This window comes from Mesorhizobium sp. M0701 (assembly GCF_040320365.1).
Classification (GTDB): Bacteria; Pseudomonadota; Alphaproteobacteria; order Rhizobiales; family Rhizobiaceae; genus Mesorhizobium.
In genome coordinates this window covers 52,096-72,082 of the sequence record NZ_JAMYPO010000016.1, presented here as the reverse complement: position 1 = coordinate 72,082, position 19,987 = coordinate 52,096, and the positions used below count along the sequence as shown (strand labels likewise).

Sequence of the window (19,987 nt, the reverse complement as noted above, 5' to 3'; positions counted from 1 at the left end):
CGTTTGCCGGGTTTTTCCTGTCAGTTTACGCAGATTCTGAGCCTGTTCAGACCTTTCGCGGGGCGCCGCTTGCCGGAGACCCGTTCATTCATTCAAGCGAGCCTGTTTCGTCATGCGTGTTATCCTGGAACGGTCAAATCTCCTGAAGTCGCTCAACCATGTTCACCGCGTGGTCGAGCGGCGCAATACCATTCCGATCCTGTCGAACGTGCTGCTTAGCGCCGAGGGGGCCAGCCTTGAAATGAAGGCGACCGACCTCGACCTGGAGGTGACCGAAGCAACGCCGGCAAAGGTCGAACGTGGCGGGGCGACGACGGTCCCGGCACATCTGCTCTACGACATCGTGCGCAAGCTTGCCGACGGCGCGGAGGTGGCGCTGAAGACCGACGAAGACGGCAACGCCATGACGGTGACGTCGGGGCGCTCGAGCTTCCGCCTGCAATGCCTGCCGCAGTCCGACTTTCCCGAGCTTTCAGCCGGGTCGTTCTCGCATATTTTCCGGCTCGATTCCGTCGGACTAAAAGGCCTCATCGAAAAGACCCAGTTCGCCATCTCGACCGAGGAGACGCGCTATTATCTGAACGGCATTTATCTGCACACGCACGAGGCCGGCGGCAAGCTGAAGCTGCGCTCTGTCGCGACCGACGGCCACCGGCTGGCGCGCGCCGAGATCGATGCGCCGGCAGGCTCTGAGGGCATGCCTGGCGTCATAATCCCGCGAAAGACGGTCAGCGAGCTGCAAAAGCTGGTCGACGATCCCGATGTTGCAGTCACCACCGAGTTGTCCGACACCAAGATCCGTTTCACCATCGGCAGCGTTATCTTGACCTCCAAGCTGATCGACGGCACTTTCCCGGACTACCAGCGCGTCATTCCGACCGGCAACGACAAGAAGCTGATTATCGATCGCCAGAGTTTCGCCGCTGCCGTCGATCGCGTTTCGACCATTTCGTCCGAACGCGGCCGGGCGGTGAAGCTTTCGATCGCCGAAGGGCAGGTCACGCTTGCGGTCAACAACCCGGATTCGGGCAGTGCCACCGAGGAACTGGCGGCCGACTATTCGTCCGATCCGATCGAAATCGGCTTCAACGCCAAATACCTGCTCGACGTTGCCGCGCAACTGACCGGCACGGAGGCGAAGTTCATGCTGGCGGATGCCGGTTCCCCGACGCTGATCCACGACATGGCCGACGAGACCGCGCTCTACGTGCTGATGCCGATGCGGGTGTAGGGCCCGAACGGGACCATCTTGCTGTCGTGACCAGATCTGCAAAACCGCAGCAGATGTACATAAGTAAGCTCACACTTACGAATTTCCGCAACTATGCGGCGTTGGCAATCGACCTTGATCCCGGCGCTGTGGTTTTCTCCGGCGACAATGGCGCCGGCAAGACCAATCTGCTTGAAGCGATCTCGCTGCTCACGCCGGGCCGCGGCCTGCGCCGCGCACCCTATTCCGAGGTGGCGCGCGAAGGTGGCGACGGTGGCTTTGCGCTGCATGCCCGGCTTGACGGACCGGAAGGCCAGGTCGAGATCGGTACCGGAATATCGAGCAGCGACGGCGAAGCCGGCCGCCGGGTGCGGATCAACGGCGCGACGGCACGCTCAGCCGAAGACATGCTGGAATGGCTGCGCGTGGTCTGGCTGACACCGGCCATGGACGGCCTGTTCCCCGGGCCGGCTGCCGACCGCCGGCGCTTCCTAGACCGGCTGGTGCTGGCGATCGATCCTGGCCACGGCCAGCGCGCGCTTGACTACGAAAAGGCAATGCGCGGCCGCAACAGACTGCTCGCCGACGGTTCACGCGACGGTGCCTGGTTCGATGCGATCGAGATGCAAATGGCCGAGACCGGCGTGGCGATTGCCGCGGCGCGTGCCGAACTGGTGCGCCTGCTCGCCGCCATGATCGACCGGCTGCCCGGCGACGGACCGTTTCCGCAAGCCGACATCGGCATCTCTGGCGAACTGGAAGGCGAACTCGGTATTTTGCCGGCCGTCGACGTAGAGGAACGGTTCCGTCGTGCGCTTGCCCAGGGGCGCGACCGCGACCGCACCGCCGGACGCACGCTCGACGGCCCGCACCGTTCCGACCTCGTGGTGCGCCACCGGCCCAAGGCGATGCCGGCCGAGCTCTGTTCGACCGGCGAGCAGAAGGCGCTGCTGGTCGGCCTTGTCTTGTCGCATGCGCGGCTAACCGGCGAGATGTCGGGCATGACACCGATCCTGCTGCTCGACGAGATCGCCGCCCATCTCGACGGCGGTCGACGGGCGGCCTTGTTCTCGATCCTGGAGGAACTAAACTGCCAGGCCTTCATGACCGGGACCGATGCCGCGTTGTTTGACAGCCTCAAGGGACGCGCGCAATTCCTGACCGTCGATCACGGCACGGTCAGGCCGACCATTTGAACTTGGTTCATGGCGCACTTCTGAGCGGCATGCATTGATACCTGACAAGCTTTTTCCTCCGCTATATGGTCCGGCGATGATCACAGCCGCCCTCACCGATGAAGAGCTCGAACGCTACGCCCGCCACATCGTGCTGCCCGAGATCGGCGGCGCCGGCCAGCAGCGGCTGAAGCGGGCGCGGGTGCTCGTCATTGGCGCCGGCGGATTGGGAGCGCCGGTGCTCGAATATCTCGCCGCCGCAGGGATTGGCACTCTCGGTGTCGTCGACGACGACATCGTTTCGCTTTCCAACCTGCAACGACAAGTGATCCACGCCACGGGCGATGTCGGGGTGGCGAAAACCGACAGCGCCAGAGCGGCGATCATCCGCATCAATCCAAACGTCGTCGTGGAAGAGCACAATTTCAGGCTGACCGTGGACAACGCCCCTACCCTCATTGCCCGTTATGACATCGTCGTTGACGGCTCCGACAATTTCGAGACACGCTACGCGGTGGCCGACGCCTGCGCCGCGGAAAGCCGGCCGCTCGTGCATGCCGCCGTTGGCCGCTTCGACGGCTCGGTCACCGTACTGAAGCCATTCGAAACCGGCCCGGACGGCAAGTTGAACCCAAGCTACCGCGATCTCTTTCCCGAGGCGCCGCCGCCGGGACTGGTGCCATCCTGCGCGGTGGCCGGCATTGTCGGCGCGTTGACCGGGGTCATCGGCACGCTGCAAGCCATGGAAGCGATCAAGCTGATCACCGGGATTGGCGAGCCGCTGGTCGGACGACTGCTGCTCTACGATGCGCTGGCGGCACGCTTCGACACGATCCGCTACAAGCGAACCAGCCCGTGAGCCTGCCTGCCGACGTTTCCATCGTGCAGCTTGCGGCCGATTTCGACCGTTGGGACGAGGTGCTGGCGCTGGTCATGCGCGCCTTCGCCTTTATGGACGAGGTTATTGACCCGCCGTCCTCGGCGCATCGGCTCACCGTTGAAAATCTCAGGGCTAGAGCGCTGGAGGAGACAGCATTCCTGGCACTGAAGGGAAACGAGATCGTCGGTTGCGTCTTCGTCCTGAAGCGCGCAGACGACCTCTATATTGGAAAGCTCGCGGTCGAGCCGACGCTTCAGGGACAAGGCGTCGGAAAACAGCTGATGCAGGCCGTCGAAGATCTTGCCCGCAGCCGCAACAGGACCGCCATCGAGCTCCAGACCCGGGTCGAACTGACTGGAAACCACGCTGCCTTCGCCCGCCTCGGCTTTCGCGAAACCGAACGGACAGCGCACAAAGGTTACGACCGGCCGACCTCAATCACCATGCGCAAGGTGCTTTTGTAAGCAAACGCTAACCAAAAGCGAGCCGGCAGCTGCCCCGACCAGAATTCGCTGGCCGGTCACGCCCGCAGCGGCAGCACGCGGTCGGGCGGGCGATGACCATCGAAGAAGGCGCGGATGTTGATGATTACCTTCTCGCCCATGTCGATACGGCCTTCGAGCGTCGCCGAGCCCATATGCGGCAACAGCACGACCTTGCCTTTGTGGGCAAGTTTCAGCAGCTTGCTGTTCAGCGCCGGCTCGTGCTCGTAGACGTCGAGGCCGGCGCCGGCGATCTTGCCGTCATGGATGAGCTTGACCAGCGATTCCTCATCGATGATATCGCCGCGCGCGGTATTGACTATGTAAGCTGACGGTTGCAGAAGCGCCAGCCGCCGCGCCGAAAGCAGGTGGAAGGTTGCCGGTGTCGATGGACAATTGACCGAGATAATGTCCATGCGGGCGAGCATCTGGTCAAGGCTTTCCCAATACGTGGCTTCCAACTCGTCCTCGATTGCCGGCAGTACGCGGTGGCGGTTGTGGTAGTGGATCGAGAGGCCAAACGCCTTGGCGCGTCTGGCGACAGCGGTGCCGATGCGACCCATGCCGACAATGCCGAGCCGTTTGCCCCAGATGCGCCGGCCGAGCATCCAGGTCGGCGACCAGCCCGCCCATTTCTTATCGCCGGTCAGCACGTTGGCGCCTTCAGCCAGCCGCCGCGGTACGGCCAGCATCAGCGCCATGGTCATGTCGGCCGTATCTTCGGTCAACACGTTCGGCGTGTTGGTGACGGTGATGCCTTTCTTGGCCGCTGCCGCAACGTCGATCTTGTCGACGCCATTACCGAAGTTGGCGATCAGCTTGAGGTTGTCGCCGGCCTGGGCAATCAGCGCCGCGTCGATATTGTCGGTCACAGTCGGCACCAGCACGTCGGCCTCCTTGACCGCCGCCACCAGTTCCGGCTGCGTCATCGGCCTGTCCTCCACATTCAAGCGGGCGTCGAACAACTCGCGCATGCGGGTCTCGACTACGTCGGGCAACTTGCGCGTGATGACGACGAGGGGCTTCTTTTTGCCTGTCATTGTTTCCTCGAACCCGATCTCGTTGAGACCTCTTTAACCAAGAACGGCGAAACTGAGAGCCGATCGCGGTACCGGTCATCCATGTAACAAGCGGTTCCGCCGAAGACAAAGAAAAATGGGCGCGAAGGCCGATGGGCGGGCGCCGAAAGGAACGAAAGTGTCTGGTTTCGCGTCGCTCCGCCTGACCCTCAGTGCAGCATTCCTCGGCGCTCTCATCCACAGCCCACTGGTGATGGCGCAAAGTGCCGCCGCACCCGCCCAGCGCGTCACGCTCGGACCAAGCGGCTTGCCGCTGCCGCGCTTCGTCAGCCTGAAATCCGGCCGCGTCAACTCGCGCGTTGGGCCGGGCGTCAATTATTCCGTCGACTGGATGTATATGAAGCCAGGCCTGCCGATGGAGATCATCCAGGAGTTCGATACGTGGCGCCGTGTGCGTGATGCCGACGGCTCGGAAGGCTGGATCAATCAGTCGCTGCTTTCGGGCCGTCGCACGGCGATTGTCGCCCCCTGGCAGCGCGGCAAGGACGCTCGCGTCAACCTCCTTGACGACCCGGCAAAAGATGCAGGCGTCATTGCGATCCTCGAACCGGGGGTGATGGGCACAATCAAGTCCTGCGATGGCCAATGGTGCGAAATGACCTTCGACGGCCATACCGGCTGGCTCGCACAGTCGCTCGTCTGGGGTGCCTATCCCGGCGAAAAGGTCAAGAACTGACCTTTCCGAACCGGAGGTCAGGCCAGCGCTGCAAGCACCGGATCCGGCATTTGTTTCGCTGATCTTCGGTTCGGGGATGGTTTAGCGGCCGATGCGGCCGAGATGGGTATCCTGGAAACTGCTCGACAGCTTCAAACCATAGCCCAGAGCGCGGTCGATGGCGATGTGGGCGATCCAGATCAGTGCGACAGCTATCGCCATTGCATTGTCAAAGACGCTGCCGACAAGCGCCAGCAGAACGGGCAAGATCAGTATGTGCAAGGCGTTGTAGGCGACGGCCCGACGCGCGGCCCGGCCATGTAACCCAGCATCGACAGGTCGGGCGCCAGAATGAGCACGGCAAACAGCCACCAGGAAACACCGGCGATTGCATAGAAGACAATAGCCGCCACCGCGACGGCGACCCATTCGAGCCGGAGCGTCAAATCCAGGAATTTCATAAGGCGCCGGTCAGTCGCAGCGTTTCGGACGCAGTCTCACCACGATATCGACATTGGCGATCTCCATGCCCTCCGGCGGTTCCGGCAGGTTGGAAACCGTCACCGGGCCGCTGTCGATATCGAAGATCCTGTTTTCGCCCTCGATATAGAAATGATGGTGATCGGAGGTGTTGGTGTCGAAATAAGTCTTCGATCCCTCGACGGCAAGGATGCGGAGAAGACCGGCCTGGGTAAACTGGTGCAGAGCATTGTAGACGGTGGCCAGAGACACCGGCACGCCGGCGGCAAGCGCCTCCTCGTGCAGTTCCTCGGCCGAAAGATGGCGGTCGCCCTTGGCGAAAAGCAGATCGGCCAGCGCGATGCGCTGGCGTGTCGGCCTCAGACCGGCCTCGCGAACGCGCTTGTCCACAGCGACATTATCCTTCCGGCAACCCAGATCCATCTATCCGTCGCGCTCACAGTTCCGCCTCACACAGGTCCAAAATGGCAGAAATTGAGCATCTGCCGAAACCGGACGTGTCCTGACATATATTCTGTCGACCGAATGCGATCAATAGCGCGCATTGACCCGGGCAGACGGGCAGGTTAAGCGCAAGCGCCGGTTTCCGGCCTGAAACAGATTGTGTTAGGAAACCACCGACAAGGGCGCCTATCGCCCGGGACGATCACGGGGACGAGATTGATGGCGGGTTCGAAATCCAGCTACGGTTACGAGGAATTGCTTGCCTGCGCCCGCGGCGAGCTGTTCGGACCGGGAAATGCGCAGCTGCCCTATCCGCCGATGCTGATGTTCGACCGCATCACCGAGATCAGCGAGACCGGCGGTGCGTTCGACAAGGGTTTCATCCGCGCGGAATTCGATATCAAGCCGGATTTGTGGTTTTTCGCCTGCCATTTCATCGGTAATCCGATCATGCCAGGATGCCTAGGCCTGGACGCCATGTGGCAGTTGACGGGGTTCTATCTCGGATGGCTCGGTGAACCCGGCAAGGGGATGGCGCTGTCGACCGGTGAGGTGAGGTTCAAAGGCATGGTCACGCCTTCGGTCAAGAAGGTGGAGTATGGCGTCGACTTCAAGCGAGTGATGCGCGGTCGGCTTGTGCTTGGCATCGCCGATGGCTGGCTGAAGGCAGATGGCGAGCCCATATACGCGGCAACGGATCTGAAGGTCGGTCTGTCCAAGCAATCGGCCGCCGTCTGAACGAAGACCCTACAGTACGACGTCTTGGACGTCTGATGAACGCTGTAGCACTTTTAATTTTGCGCATGGTTCCATTCCGGAAATTGATTTCAGGTTCGGGGTCCGCGCTGGAAGGAGTTGCGAATGAGACGGGTCGTAGTCACAGGTCTCGGCATCGTGTCGTCGATAGGCAACAATGCCAACGAGGTGCAGACCTCGCTGCACGATGCCAGATCCGGCATCAGCTTCTCCGACTCTTTCGCTGAGCATGGCTTCCGTTGCCGGGTGTGGGGTGCGCCGACGCTGGACCCATCGGGCATGATCGACCGTCGCGCCATGCGCTTCCTGTCGCAGGGTGCTGCCTGGAACCATGTCGCAATGGACCAGGCGATCGCAGACGCCGGCCTCGACGAGGCCGACATCACCAACGAGCGCACCGGTATCGTGATGGGCTCCGGCGGACCGTCGACCCGTGCAATCGTCGAGGCGGCCGAGACCACGGTCAAAAACGGCAGCCCCAAGCGGATCGGGCCGTTCGCAGTGCCAAAAGCGATGTCGTCGACCGCGTCGGCGACGCTTGCCACCTGGTTCAAGATCCACGGCGTCAACTATTCGATCTCATCGGCCTGCTCGACGTCTGCGCATTGCATCGGCAATGGCTACGAGCTGATCCAGTGGGGCAAGCAGGACATCGTCTTCGCCGGCGGCCATGAGGATCTCGACTGGACGATGTCGGATCTCTTCGATGCCATGGGCGCCATGTCGTCCAAGTTCAACGACAGGGCATCGGTCGCCTCACGCGCCTACGACGTCGATCGCGACGGTTTCGTCATTGCCGGCGGCGCCGGCGTGCTGATTCTTGAAGAGCTTGAGCATGCCAAGGCACGCGGCGCCAAGATCTATGCCGAGATCGTCGGCTATGGCGCGACATCGGACGGCTACGACATGGTGGCGCCGTCGGGCGAAGGCGCGGCGCGCTGCATGAAGCAGGCGCTCGCAACGGTGTCCTCGCCGGTCGACTACATCAATACGCACGGCACCTCGACGCCGGTCGGCGACTCCAAGGAAATGGGCGCCATCCGCGAGGTGTTCGGCGAGAAGATGCCTTTCATCACGTCGACCAAATCGCTAACCGGCCATTCTCTGGGCGCCGCCGGCGTGCAGGAATCGATCTACTCGATCCTGATGATGCAAGGCGGCTTCATCGGCGAGAGCGCCCACATTGAGAACCTCGATCCGGAATTCGAGGGCATGCCGATCGTGCGCAAGCGCATCGACGATGCAAGGATCGACACCGTTTTGTCCAATTCGTTCGGTTTCGGTGGCACCAACGCAACGCTGATTTTCCAGCGCTATTCCGCATAAGGATTTGCCGACCATGGACGGATTGATGAAGGGCAAGCGCGGGCTTGTCATGGGTGTTGCCAACGATCATTCGATCGCCTGGGGTATCGCCCGCAAACTGTCCGAACATGGCGCGGACCTCGCCTTCACCTATCAGGGCGAGGCCTTCGGGCGCCGGGTCAAGCCGCTCGCCGAGAAATTGGGCGCATCCCTGGTGGTGCCTTGCGACGTCGAGGACAGCGTGTCGGTCGCCGCGACTTTCGAGACTTTGGGGAAGGCGTGGGGCGGGCTGGATTTCGTCGTCCATGCCATCGGCTTTTCCGACAAGAACGAGCTGAAAGGCCTCTACGCCGACACGAGCCGCGACAACTTCATCCGCACCATGGTGATCTCCTGCTACTCCTTCACCGAGATCGCCCGTCACGCCGCCACATTGATGAAGGATAGCGGTTCGATGATCACGCTGACCTATGCCGGCTCGGTCCGCGTCATGCCGAACTACAACGTTATGGGTGTCGCTAAGGCGGGGCTGGAGGCCAGCGTCCGCTATCTCGCCAACGACTACGGCCCGCGCGGCATCAGGGTGAACGGCATATCGGCGGGACCGGTACGGACGCTTGCGGGCGCCGGGATTTCCGACGCACGCCACATGTTCTCCTACCAGCAGCGCAACTCGCCGCTACGCCGTACAGTGACGATCGACGAAGTCGGCGGCTCCGCGCTCTATTTGCTGTCCGACCTGTCCTCCGGCGTCACCGGCGAAATCCACTATGTCGATTCCGGCTATCACATCGTTTCCATGCCGACGCTTGACGAATTGAAGCAGACCGACGGCGGGCGGGAATAGCGCGAGCGACGTATCGCGGGCTTGCCCCGCAGGATTTCAGCGTCGCGCCGATAAGACCTTGAACATGCCGTCGCGGGCGAGCTCCGCATGGCTGGAGAAGGCGGCCGCCAGCACCGGTTCGTAGGGAAGCTGACGGTTTGCCACCATGAACAGCCGGCCGCCGGGCTTCAGCGCCTTGCCTGCCGCGCGGATCATGCCGGCACCGATTTCCGGCTCAGTCGCCCGGCTGCGGTGAAAGGGCGGGTTCATGACGACCACGTCGTAGCGGCGCTCGACCGGTTCGCTCAAAAGATCTATCCAGAAGAAATGTGGCTCCACGCCTGTGTTGCCGACATTGGCCTTGGCCGCCTCCAGCGCCTCGAAATCCGCTTCGTAAAGGTCAAGCGCCGATATGCCGGGTGAGCGGGCGGCGACTTCGGCGGCGACATAGCCCCAACCGGCACAGAAATCCGCAACGCTGCCACGCAGATCGTTGGGCAGATTTTCGACCAGCAGCTTCGATCCGGCATCGATCTTGTCGAAGGAAAACATGCCTGGGGCCGTGCGGAAGCGGTCCTCGACCACCAAGTCCGGATTGGCGGCGCGAAGCGTTGCCGCGGCAACGGTATCGGCCGGCCGGCGAAACCAGAAGGCAATGCCGTGATGCTTCGGCAGGTGGCCTTCGAGCGGCACAAGGGCGCCGACATGCTTGCGCAGGCTGGCGATTCCATCGTCCTTGCTGCCGGCGACGACGATCAACCCGCCTGGTGCTGCGCGTTCGACCGCTTCGGCAACGCGCAACTCGTTTTGGCCGCGATGGCGGCCAGCGAGCACAAATGCCGCGTCGAAAGCCTCGCCTTCGACCTGCGGCGTGACCGCGAAGCCGGACGCCTGCAAGGCGCGAAAGTGCGGCCTGAAGCCTTGGACAAGATGAAGCTTGGCATCAGACCCTTCCGGCAAGCGAAAGCCGGGCTCGGCACCGAGAAAGAGTGTGCGTTCATCCTTTCGTGGCAGGGAAACAGCACCGGCCTCGAACGGATGGAAAAGCGTTTTCAGCGGCTCGGCGAACATTCACGACTCTTGAACTGCAAGGCTGTTGTTGAAACGCAAACGGGCGCGACCTTCCGGCGCGCCCGCTTCGATTGCATAGTTAGATCAGCTTAGGCGGCGTTTTCTTCGCCTTCGCTCTTCTTGTCGCGCACGATTTCCTTGCCGGTGGCCTGGTCGACGACCTTCATCGACAGGCGGACCTTGCCGCGCTCATCGAAGCCCATCAGCTTGACCCAGACCTTGTCGCCTTCCTTGACCACATCGGAGGTCTTGGCGACACGATCATTGGCGAGTTGCGAGATGTGGACGAGGCCGTCACGCGGACCGAAGAAATTGACGAAAGCGCCGAAGTCGGCGGTCTTGACGACCGTGCCTTCGTAGATTTCACCGACTTCCGGTTCGGCGACGATGGTGTGTATCCACTTCTTCGCCGCCTCAATCTCCTTGGCATTGGCCGAGGCGATCTTGACGGTGCCGTCGTCCTCGATGTTGATCTTGGCGCCGGTCTTTTCGACGATCTCGCGGATGACCTTGCCGCCCGAGCCGATCACGTCGCGGATCTTGTCGGTCGGGATGTGCATGACCTCGATGCGCGGCGCGAACTCGCCGAGCTCGGCACGTGCGCCGGACAGCGCGTGGGCCATTTCGCCGAGAATGTGCTGACGGCCATCCTTGGCCTGGTCGAGGGCGATCTTCATGATCTCCTCGGTGATGCCCTCGATCTTGATGTCCATCTGCAGCGAGGTGATGCCGTAGGCGGTGCCGGCAACCTTGAAGTCCATGTCGCCGAGGTGGTCCTCGTCGCCAAGGATGTCGGAGAGCACGGCGAAGCGCTCGCCTTCCTTGATCAGGCCCATCGCAATGCCGGCGACCGGCTTGGCAAGCGGCACGCCGGCATCCATCAGAGCCAGCGAGGTGCCGCAGACGGTAGCCATTGACGACGAGCCGTTGGACTCGGTGATCTCCGAAACGACGCGCAACGTATAGGGGAACTGGTCGGCGGTCGGAAGCATCGGCCGGATGGCGCGCCAGGCGAGCTTGCCATGGCCGATTTCGCGGCGGCCCGGCGAACCCATGCGGCCGGTTTCACCGACCGAATAGGGAGGGAAGTTGTAGTGCAGGAGGAACTTCTCCTTGTACATGCCGGTCAACGAATCGACATACTGCTCGTCCTCGCCGGTGCCGAGCGTGGCGACAACCAGTGCCTGGGTCTCGCCGCGAGTGAACAGCGCCGAGCCGTGCGTGCGCGGCAGGACGCCGACTTCCGAGACGATCTTGCGGACCGTCTTCAGGTCGCGGCCGTCGATGCGCGAGCCGGTGTCGAGGATGTTCCAGCGCACGACCTTGGCCTGGAGCTCCTTGAACACGGTGCCGATCTGTTCGGACGTGTATTTGGCCTCTTCGCCTTCTGCCGGCGCGAACGCGGCCTTGACCTTCGCCTTGACGGCGTCGACGGCGGCATAGCGCTTCTGCTTGTCGGTGATCTTGTAGGCGTCGCGAAGCTCGCCTTCGACGATCTTGAGCATCTCGGCTTCAAGTGCGGAATAGTCCGGCGCGGTGAAGTCGCGCGGGTCCTTGGCCGCGACTTCAGCCAGCTTGATGATCGCGTCGATCACCGGCTGGAAGCCCCTGTGGCCGAACATGACGGCGCCGAGCATAAGGTCCTCGCCGAGTTCCTTGGCTTCGGACTCGACCATCAGCACGGCGTCGGCGGTGCCGGCGACGACTAGGTCGAGCTTCGATTCCTGCATCTCGTCGACATGCGGGTTGAGCACGTATTCGCCGTTGATGTAGCCGACGCGGGCGCCGCCAACCGGACCCATGAACGGCACGCCGGACAAGGTCAGGGCGGCGGAGGTGGCGACGATCGACAGGATGTCCGGGTCATTTTCGAGATCGTGCTGGACGACGGTGACGACGATCTGGGTGTCGTTCTTGTAGCCTTCGGCGAAGAGCGGCCGGATCGGGCGGTCGATCAGGCGGGAAACCAGCGTTTCCTTCTCGCTCGGACGGCCTTCACGCTTGAAATAGCCACCCGGGATCTTGCCGGCCGCGTAAGTCTTCTCCTGGTAGTTGACCGTCAGCGGGAAGAAATCGAGGCCGGGTTTCGGCTCTTTCATCGAGACGACGGTGGCGAGAACCTTGGTTTCGCCGTAGGTGGCCAGCACCGCGCCATCAGCCTGACGTGCGATCTTGCCGGTTTCGAGAATGAGCGGACGGCCGCCCCATTCGATTTCCACTTTGTGGTAATTGAACATGTCTTGTCCTTCATATGCGGAAAGGGCCGCGCCGTTTCAGCGTGCGCGGATGCCCCTTTCCCTTGGCTTCCTTTCTCGGGCAGCCACGGGCAAGACAACGGGAGGCTCGGTTTATTCGGCGCGGTGCCGCACGAGCGTCCTGCAATCCTGCCCCATGACCGTCCATGGGCGGTTTCGAGCGGCCCTCTGCTGTTTCGAAACCGGGTTGGCCAATCGATCCGAGTGGCCTTGCGCGTGAACCCGAAAACCAGGTTTTCGGAAAATATCCTGCGCAAATCTAAACTTCAGAGCGTCCTTTGCGCATCCAAACCGATGCGCGGCGCTCTACTTCCTTCATGGAGCCTTGGATGACCCGATGCTCCAATGCGCGACCGGCGGGCTCTCGAAAGAACCCGCCGGTCAATTCGTCAACGGCGCAGACCGAGCTTCTCGATCAGCGTCTGATAGCGCGCGTCGTCCTTGCGCTTGAGATAATCAAGCAGGCTGCGGCGCTGGGAAACGAGAGCGAGCAGACCACGGCGGGAATGGTTATCCTTCTTGTGGTCCTTGAAATGGTCGGTCAGGTTCTTGATGCGCTCCGAAAGGATGGCCACCTGGACTTCCGGAGACCCGGTATCGCCTTTGGCGGTAGCGAATTCGCCCATCAATTCCTTCTTGCGTTCGGCAGTAATCGACATCGTGTTTTTCCTTGTCTGTTTGAGGAAACGGGACGCCCTCAGCCGGGATGTCGTCCAGCAGGGGCCGGTGCAAGCAACGCGTCAAAGCGCGAGGCTGCGGCGCATATAGTGCAATTCCGACAAAAAGGCCAGCCTAATTCACAAGCCGGCTTTTTGCTGCATAAACGGGCACTTCCGCCTAGTCAGAGCCATTTCTTCCATTTGAAGTACGCAAAGAGCCCGACCGCAACAAGCGCCATGAAGACGAGCGACAGGGGATAGCCGTAATAGGCCTTCAGCTCCGGCATGTTCCAGGGCGAGGTGTCGGGGTCGAAATTCATGCCCCATACGCCGACGAGAAAGGTAAGCGGCATGAAGATCACCGAGACGATCGTCAGATAGCTGATGACGTCGTTGGTGCGCGCCTGGCTGAGCGACAAGTGCATCTCGATCAGGCCGGTCAGCATGTCGCGCTGGGTTTCGACCAGTTCGATCAATCGCAGCGAATGATCGAGCGTGTCGTTCAGAAATATCTTGGTTTCGGCCTTCACATAAGAGACGTCATTGCGGATCATGGTCGCCAGCGCGTCGCGCATCGGCCAAAGCACGCCCTTCAGCACATTGGCATCGCGCCGCAATTCGTGAAGCTGCCGCATCTGATGCTTGTGCGCCTGGTTCAGCATCTGGTCCTCAATGCTGTCGACCAATTCGCCGGCAGCCTCGATCGGCGGGAAATAGCTGTCAACGATGGCGTCGATCAAAGCATAGGCGAGATAGTCGGGGCCGCGCGAGCGCAAGCGGTTGGGCACCGAGCTTGCGATCCGCTTGCGCACGGGATCGAACGGGTCGCCTTCGCGTTCCTGGAAGGTGACGACGAAGTTCCTGCCGAAGAAGACGGCGATCTGTTCGTAGCGATGCGCGGTGACATCGTCGATCATCCTGACGACGACAAAGGCATGGTCCTCGAAGAAATCCACCTTCGGCCGCTGGCCGGTGTTGACGACATCTTCCAGCGCCAACGGATGCAGGTTGAAGATCCGGCCGATCTCCTCGATCAGCTGGATGTTGGCGAGACCTGTGCAATCGAGCCAGATAACCGGCCAATTGTGGCAATGGGTGTTGACGTCGTCGATGCTGGCATTGTCGATGGTCTTGAACTTTTCGGGCGAGATCAATGTCAGCCTGAGCTCGGAACGGCGTGCCGCCGGGTCGGCGATCAGCGTGCCGGGCGAGGCCCCGACCGGCGGCCTCCGTGTTTTGAGCGCCGCCCGCTTCCTGCCCGTCTCAGCCTTTGCCATGTGCCCCCTCGAATGCAGCGTCGGTGCCGCGCATCCCTTCGGACGGCAAACGACGCCGTCGCCCTGTTGATTTAGCGCATGATCCTTTCCCAAAATAGAATCCGGTTGGAGATCATGCGCCGAGAGACAGCTGTTACCCGATAAAGACCCGCTTTGGCTTGAACATGCCTTGCTCGATGGCGCCGATGGCGACCAGCTTGCCGCGCGCGGTGGCGCAGGCCTCCTCCGCTTCTACCGGCGCGTCACGGCCGCGAATGATGACCGGATTGCCGAGGCGGATTTTGGTTGCCGCATCATCGCTGATCGCGACCTGCGGCAGGCATTCGAGCGCGGCGGCGGTGTCGACCAGAAGTGCATCGATGGCACCGAAGTCGATCGGGGCGTCTGCTGCTTGCGGCTCGCCCTGCTCGCCGAAGCGGGCGGCTTCCAGCTCGGCCAGGGTAACGAAATCTTCCTGCGTGAACGGCTCGACCTCGACCCGCCGCAGCTCGGCGATGTGACCGAAGCAGCCAAGGTCGCGGCCCATGTCGCGCGCCAGCGAGCGGACATAGGTGCCCTTGCCGCATTCGACCTCGAAGATGGTGCGATCGGCCATGTGCTCGACCAGATCGAGCCGGCCGATCTCGACCTCGCGTGCCGGAATGTCGATCGTCTCGCCATCGCGGGCAAGGTCGTAGGCGCGCTCGCCGGCGATCTTGATCGCCGAAAATTGCGGCGGCGTCTGCATGATGACGCCGGTATATTTCGAAAGCAGCGCCCGTACGTCGGCTTCCGCCGGACGGCGGTCCGAGCTTTTGGTCGCCGGGCCTTCGAGGTCGTCGGTCGAACGCTCCTCGCCCCAGGCAACCGTGAAGCGGTAGACCTTGGCGCCGTCCTGGACGTATGGCACGGTCTTGGTCGCTTCGCCGAGCGCGATCGGCAGCATGCCGGACGCCAGCGGGTCGAGCGTGCCGGCATGGCCGGCCTTTTCCGCCTGGAACAGCCATTTGACCTTGGAGACGGCTTCAGTCGAGCCCATGCCGACCGGCTTGTCCAGCACCAGCCAGCCCGAGATCGGCCGGCCCTTCTTCTTGCCGCGACGCGCCACTATTCGCTGTCCTTCCTGTCGTCTTTGTCTTTGTCGTCGGGGTCGAGATCGCGCGCCACTTCGGGCGAGTGCAGCAACTCGTTTATCTTCTGGAAATTGTCGTAGCTGGTGTCGAGCCGGAAGCGGAATTCCGGCATGTATTTCATCTGCCGCAGCGCGCCGGAGACACGGCCGCGGACGAACTTCGCATGCTTGTTGAGCGCTTCGACCACCACGCCGGCATCCTTGGCGCCAAGCGGCGAGACGAAGGCGGTGGCGATCTTCAGATCGGGCGACATGCGCACTTCCGAGACCGACACCACGGCATTCTCGATCAACGGATCGAGGATCTCGCCACGTTGCAAGGTCTCGGACAGCGCATGGCGCACCTGCTCGCCGACGCGCAGCATGCGCTGGGATGGGCCAGCCGTTGATGGTCTAGGCATGAAAATTCTTCCTTCGCGCGGGTTCGAACCGCCTCAAGCCGCCCACTTAGCGCTGTTGAACTGGCTTGGCTACCCTTGGGAACCTGCGTTAATTGGTCCTCATTCTATAACCGCGCGTCAGCTACCCAGATTTTTATTTTCGCAAGCGCATCGGCGGTAACGACATCTCTCGGGACAAAAACGAAACGGGTGCCGTCGTCAATAACGAAGAATAAATAATCGCTGCTGAGATGCACCCGTTCTATCTTTCGATTCTTTATCGAGCTCTCGTCCAAAAACTGGATAATATACCCGTCGAAAATCTTAACCGATTCAGCGATATTGCCAAGCTTCTTATTATGTGCCTTCCTTGTTAAAAGAACCAAAAAACTACGAGCTATTATTATATATATTGTCCCCATAGCAATTGGGGCCAGAACGTAAATTGTCTCACTGGAAACCACGCCCTTTGCAAGGTACTCCAGCAGAGCGACGACCAACGCAGATGTCCAGATAATCAAAAGAATTGCGGCTATCAAAATCAGCCAAGCAAGCCCTGTAAGAATCCAACGCCTGGATCGACCATACCTCAGATCGGAAAACGAACGCGCAGCACGTTTAAGCTGCGTATCATTTGTCTGGAAGGTATACTCCCATAGAGGGAACATACCTTCCAAATTTGGAACGTCCTGGCCCATATCGGTGCCAAGCGCTTTATAGTGTCCTGGTCACCATCTCGACGCGGAAGCACTCGATGACGTCGCCGACGCGCATGTCCTCGTAGTTCTGGAAGGCCATGCCGCATTCCTGGCCGCCCGGAACTTCCGAAACCTCGTCCTTGAAGCGCTTCAGGGTCTTCAGCGTGCCTTCGTGGATGACGACGTTGTCGCGGATCAGGCGCACGCCCGCACCACGCTCGACCTTGCCTTCGGTGACACGGCAGCCGGCGATCTTGCCGACCTTGGTGATGTCGAAGATCTCGAGGATCTCGGCATTGCCGATGAAGGTCTCGCGACGCTCCGGCGAGAGCAGGCCGGAGAGCGCCGCTTTCACATCATCGACCAGATTGTAGATGATCGAATAGTAGCGGATCTCGATGCCTGCCGCAGCCGCGGCTGCGCGGGCCTGCGCATTGGCGCGAACGTTGAAGCCGATGATCGCAGCCCCCGAAGTTTCCGCCAGCGACACGTCGCTTTCGGTAATGCCGCCAGCCCCCGCATGGACGATGCGGGCGCGCACCTCGTCGGTGCCGAGATTGTCGAGCGCGGCGTTGATCGCCTCGATCGAGCCCTGCACGTCGCCCTTGATGACCAGCGGGAATTCCTTCAATCCGCTGGTCTGCAACTGCGACATCATCTGTTCAAGCGAGCCGCGCTGGCCGGCATGCCTGGCCACCGCCTTCTCACGCGCCAGACGCTGGCGATATTCGGTGATCTCGCGGGCGCGGGCTTCGTTGTTGACAACGGCGAAGCGGTCGCCGGCCTGCGGCGTGCCTTGCAGGCCGAGCACCTCCACCGGCATTGCCGGCGGCGCTTCCTTGACCTGCTCGCCGCGATCATTGACGAGCGCGCGTACCCGGCCCCATTCGTTGCCGGCGACGAGAATGTCGCCCGGCATCAACGTGCCGGTCTGCACCAGCACGGTAGCGACTGGGCCGCGGCCCTTGTCGAGCTGGGCTTCGATGACCACGCCTTCGGCGGTGCGGTCCGGATTGGCCTTCAGGTCGAGGATTTCGGCCTGCAGCAGGATCGCTTCGAGCAACTTGTCGAGATTGATGCCCTTGGTCGCCGACACCTCGACATCCAGCACCTCACCGCCCATGGATTCGACGAACACCTCGTGGCGCAGCAGTTCCGAACGCACCTTCTGCGGGTCGGCGTCATGCTTGTCGATCTTGTTGATCGCCACAATGATCGGAACGCCGGCCGCCTTGGCGTGATTGATCGATTCGATCGTCTGCGGCATGACGCTGTCGTCAGCTGCCACCACGAGGATGGCGATATCGGTCGCCTGGGCACCGCGGGCGCGCATCGCCGTGAAGGCGGCGTGGCCGGGCGTGTCGATGAAGGTAACCTTGTGACCGTTCTTCTCGACCTGATAGGCGCCGATATGCTGGGTAATGCCGCCGGCCTCGCCGGAGACGACGTTGGCATTGCGGATGGCATCGAGCAACGAGGTCTTGCCGTGATCGACATGGCCCATGATCGTTACCACCGGCGGACGCGGCTGCAGATCCTCGGGACGATCGGCGATGTTGAACAAGCCCTCTTCGATGTCGGACTCGGCGACGCGGCGGACCGTGTGGCCAAATTCGGTGGCGACGAGTTCGGCCGTGTCGGCGTCGATGACGTCACCAGGCTTCAGGATCTGGCCCTGCTTCATGAAGAACTTGACCACGTCGACAGCGCGCTCGGACATGCGCTGCGCTAGCTCCTGGATGGTGATGGTTTCGGGCAGGATCACTTCACGCATGACTTTCTCGCGTGGCTCGTTATGCAACGCGCGCTTGAATTTCTCCTGACGGCGGCGCATCGACGAGAGCGAGCGGGCGCGCGCATCCTCGTCGGAAAGTGCCGAATTCAGCGTCAGCTTGCCGCGGCGGCGGTCTTCCTCGCCCTTCGTCGGTTTGGCCGGACGCGCCACTTCCGGCGTGACCAGACGGCGCACTGGTGCGCCGGCACCGGTCCGCTTCGGTTTGACCTCTTCCTCGTCATCGACTGTTGCCAGTTCGGCGGCGAGCGGCGCACGGCGGCGCGCCTCTTCCTCGGCACGGCGGCGGGATTCGGCCTCGGCTTGCAGCCGTGCCTCTTCCTCGGCCTGACGGCGAGCCGATTCCTCGCGCTCGCGGCGGCGGCGCTCTTCGTCCTCGCTGCGGCGCTTGGCTTCCTCGATGGCGCGCTGGCGATCCTCGACATCGCGGACCTTCGAGCCCTCGAGAGCCCGGCGGCGTGCTTCCATTTCCTGGCGCGACAACTCGTTCAGCACCATGCCGCCGCGTTCGACCGGCGGCGGAGGGGGAGGCGCCTTGGGAGCTTCCTGCACGGCAGGCGCTGCCGCGACCGGCTTCGGCGTGAAGACAGACACAGGCGCTGCCGCCGGCTCCGGCTTGTCGCCGGGCAGCGAGAACTTGCGCTTCTTGGTCTCGACGACCACCGACTTGGTGCGGCCGTGCGAGAAGTTCTGGCGCACCGTGCCCTGTTCCATACCGGGGCGCTTCAGCGTCAAGGTCTTCTTCGGCGTAACACTCAGCGTCTTGTCGTCGCCCGATTTCGTATCGCTCATTCCATATCCTCTGCGGCATCATCTTCGTCAGCAACGGCCGCAAGCATTGCCAGATCGTCCGGGGAACCGCCCCGATATCGGTCGAGCGCAACCATGCGCTTCTGGACCGCCCTGCCCGCGTCTCCCGCGAGAACGGCAGCATGTATCACATTTGTACCCCCCAATGCCAAGCTCATCTCGGCCTCGGAGAAAAGTTTGTAAGCGCGGATCGCAGGCCCGCCGAGGTGGACGGTTGCCCGTCGCGCCTGGCTTATCTTGCGGACGCCATCGTCGGAAGCCTCGGTCGCGTGGAGCACGAAAAGTGCAAGTCCGCCGCGCACGGCGCTCTCGACCTTGGTCGCTCCGAGCGCTATGGCGCCCGCCTTGCGGGCCAGGCCAAGCATGCCCAGAGCGGACCTGGAAAGCAGCGCGTCGACCATGCCGCCAAAATCGGCCGGCACGCTCACCTGCGCCTTAAAAGCACGGGCAAACAGGTTTTTGGCCGCTGCCTTTTCTATATGTAGGCGGTCGGCCGTCACCCAGCAACCGCGGCCGGGCAGGTTTCTCTTGATGTCCGGAACGACGGCCGAATCCGGGCCGACGACGAAACGGATCAGTTCATCCGGTTCGGCTTGCCTGCGGGTGACGATGCAGGTGCGATCGTTCATCTCGTCCAAGGGC

General features: G+C 62.0%; 19 protein-coding genes and 1 pseudogene. 8 read left to right on the top strand and 12 right to left on the bottom strand.

The window, feature by feature from the left end; translation table 11 throughout:
* Positions 1-112 precede the first annotated feature (112 nt).
* From dnaN to NKI24_RS17410, 4 genes are all read left to right on the top strand, one after another.
* Complete coding sequence (dnaN, locus tag NKI24_RS17425) at positions 113-1,231, top strand: DNA polymerase III subunit beta (RefSeq protein ID WP_023676920.1); 1,119 nt, start codon at positions 113-115, stop codon at positions 1,229-1,231.
* A 53-nt stretch (positions 1,232-1,284) separates the two neighbouring features.
* The gene (recF, locus tag NKI24_RS17420; RefSeq protein WP_352746994.1) at positions 1,285-2,406 is read left to right on the top strand and encodes a DNA replication/repair protein RecF; all 1,122 of its coding nucleotides are present in this window, start codon (positions 1,285-1,287) and stop codon (positions 2,404-2,406) included.
* A gap of 76 nt (positions 2,407-2,482) precedes the next feature.
* Positions 2,483-3,244, top strand: a complete 762-nt coding sequence (locus NKI24_RS17415; protein WP_352746944.1) for a molybdopterin-synthase adenylyltransferase MoeB — start codon at positions 2,483-2,485, stop codon at positions 3,242-3,244.
* Positions 3,241-3,729: a GNAT family N-acetyltransferase gene (locus tag NKI24_RS17410; protein WP_352746941.1), complete on the top strand. Its 489-nt coding sequence runs from the start codon at positions 3,241-3,243 to the stop codon at positions 3,727-3,729. The genes NKI24_RS17415 and NKI24_RS17410 overlap by 4 nt, the downstream gene beginning before the upstream one ends.
* A 56-nt stretch (positions 3,730-3,785) precedes the next feature.
* Here NKI24_RS17410 and NKI24_RS17405 read toward each other — a convergent pair whose 3' ends face one another.
* Positions 3,786-4,787, bottom strand: coding sequence for a 2-hydroxyacid dehydrogenase (locus NKI24_RS17405; protein ID WP_352448610.1), 1,002 nt, complete (start codon positions 4,785-4,787; stop codon positions 3,786-3,788).
* Between the two features lie 157 nt (positions 4,788-4,944).
* Here NKI24_RS17405 and NKI24_RS17400 point away from each other — a divergent pair, with 157 nt between their 5' ends.
* Positions 4,945-5,502, top strand: coding sequence for an SH3 domain-containing protein (locus tag NKI24_RS17400; RefSeq protein WP_352746938.1), 558 nt, complete (start codon positions 4,945-4,947; stop codon positions 5,500-5,502).
* An 81-nt stretch (positions 5,503-5,583) separates the two neighbouring features.
* Here the strand turns inward: NKI24_RS17400 and NKI24_RS17395 are convergent.
* Together NKI24_RS17395 and irrA are read right to left on the bottom strand one after the other, a co-directional pair.
* Positions 5,584-5,942, bottom strand: a pseudogene (locus tag NKI24_RS17395) (DUF4260 domain-containing protein).
* Positions 5,943-5,952: 10 nt separating this feature from the next.
* Entirely contained in the window at positions 5,953-6,384 is a 432-nt protein-coding gene (gene irrA, locus NKI24_RS17390) for an iron response transcriptional regulator IrrA (RefSeq protein WP_023676913.1), read from the bottom strand.
* 240 nt (positions 6,385-6,624) lie between these two features.
* On the opposite strand from irrA, the gene fabA reads away from it, so the two are divergent.
* The 3 genes from fabA (at position 6,625) to fabI (ending at position 9,313) form a co-directional block, all read left to right on the top strand.
* Positions 6,625-7,143 (top strand): 3-hydroxyacyl-[acyl-carrier-protein] dehydratase FabA, encoded by a 519-nt coding sequence (fabA, locus tag NKI24_RS17385; RefSeq protein WP_023676912.1) that lies wholly within the window; start codon positions 6,625-6,627, stop codon positions 7,141-7,143.
* 123 nt (positions 7,144-7,266) lie between these two features.
* Positions 7,267-8,487 (top strand): beta-ketoacyl-ACP synthase I, encoded by a 1,221-nt coding sequence (gene fabB / locus NKI24_RS17380; RefSeq protein ID WP_352448609.1) that lies wholly within the window; start codon positions 7,267-7,269, stop codon positions 8,485-8,487.
* A 13-nt stretch (positions 8,488-8,500) separates the two neighbouring features.
* A complete protein-coding gene (fabI, locus tag NKI24_RS17375) occupies positions 8,501-9,313 on the top strand; it encodes an enoyl-ACP reductase FabI (protein ID WP_023676910.1) in 813 nt (270 codons plus the stop codon).
* A gap of 36 nt (positions 9,314-9,349) precedes the next feature.
* Here the strand turns inward: fabI and NKI24_RS17370 are convergent, their stop codons facing one another.
* The 9 genes from NKI24_RS17370 to NKI24_RS17330 all read right to left on the bottom strand — a co-directional run bounded on the left by NKI24_RS17370 (position 9,350) and on the right by NKI24_RS17330 (position 19,974).
* The gene (locus tag NKI24_RS17370; RefSeq protein ID WP_352746935.1) at positions 9,350-10,363 is read right to left on the bottom strand and encodes a class I SAM-dependent methyltransferase; all 1,014 of its coding nucleotides are present in this window, start codon (positions 10,361-10,363) and stop codon (positions 9,350-9,352) included.
* A gap of 89 nt (positions 10,364-10,452) precedes the next feature.
* Positions 10,453-12,600: a polyribonucleotide nucleotidyltransferase gene (gene pnp / locus NKI24_RS17365; RefSeq protein WP_292654001.1), complete on the bottom strand. Its 2,148-nt coding sequence runs from the start codon at positions 12,598-12,600 to the stop codon at positions 10,453-10,455.
* A gap of 407 nt (positions 12,601-13,007) precedes the next feature.
* Positions 13,008-13,319: a 30S ribosomal protein S15 gene (gene rpsO, locus NKI24_RS17360; RefSeq protein WP_280940423.1), complete on the bottom strand. Its 312-nt coding sequence runs from the start codon at positions 13,317-13,319 to the stop codon at positions 13,008-13,010.
* A gap of 140 nt (positions 13,320-13,459) precedes the next feature.
* A complete protein-coding gene (gene corA, locus NKI24_RS17355; RefSeq protein ID WP_352746932.1) occupies positions 13,460-14,554 on the bottom strand; it encodes a magnesium/cobalt transporter CorA in 1,095 nt (364 codons plus the stop codon).
* A gap of 133 nt (positions 14,555-14,687) precedes the next feature.
* Entirely contained in the window at positions 14,688-15,641 is a 954-nt protein-coding gene (gene truB / locus NKI24_RS17350; protein ID WP_352746929.1) for a tRNA pseudouridine(55) synthase TruB, read from the bottom strand.
* The gene (gene rbfA, locus NKI24_RS17345) at positions 15,641-16,066 is read right to left on the bottom strand and encodes a 30S ribosome-binding factor RbfA (protein ID WP_352746927.1); all 426 of its coding nucleotides are present in this window, start codon (positions 16,064-16,066) and stop codon (positions 15,641-15,643) included. The genes truB and rbfA overlap by 1 nt, the downstream gene beginning before the upstream one ends.
* A 104-nt stretch (positions 16,067-16,170) precedes the next feature.
* Complete coding sequence (locus tag NKI24_RS17340; RefSeq protein ID WP_352746924.1) at positions 16,171-16,743, bottom strand: hypothetical protein; 573 nt, start codon at positions 16,741-16,743, stop codon at positions 16,171-16,173.
* A 16-nt stretch (positions 16,744-16,759) separates the two neighbouring features.
* Positions 16,760-19,327, bottom strand: a complete 2,568-nt coding sequence (gene infB / locus NKI24_RS17335; RefSeq protein WP_352589066.1) for a translation initiation factor IF-2 — start codon at positions 19,325-19,327, stop codon at positions 16,760-16,762.
* On the bottom strand, positions 19,324-19,974 hold the full coding sequence (locus tag NKI24_RS17330; protein WP_352746921.1) for an RNA-binding protein: 651 nt from the start codon (positions 19,972-19,974) through the stop codon (positions 19,324-19,326). Before NKI24_RS17330 ends, infB begins: the two co-directional genes overlap by 4 nt.
* Positions 19,975-19,987: the final 13 nt, after the last annotated feature.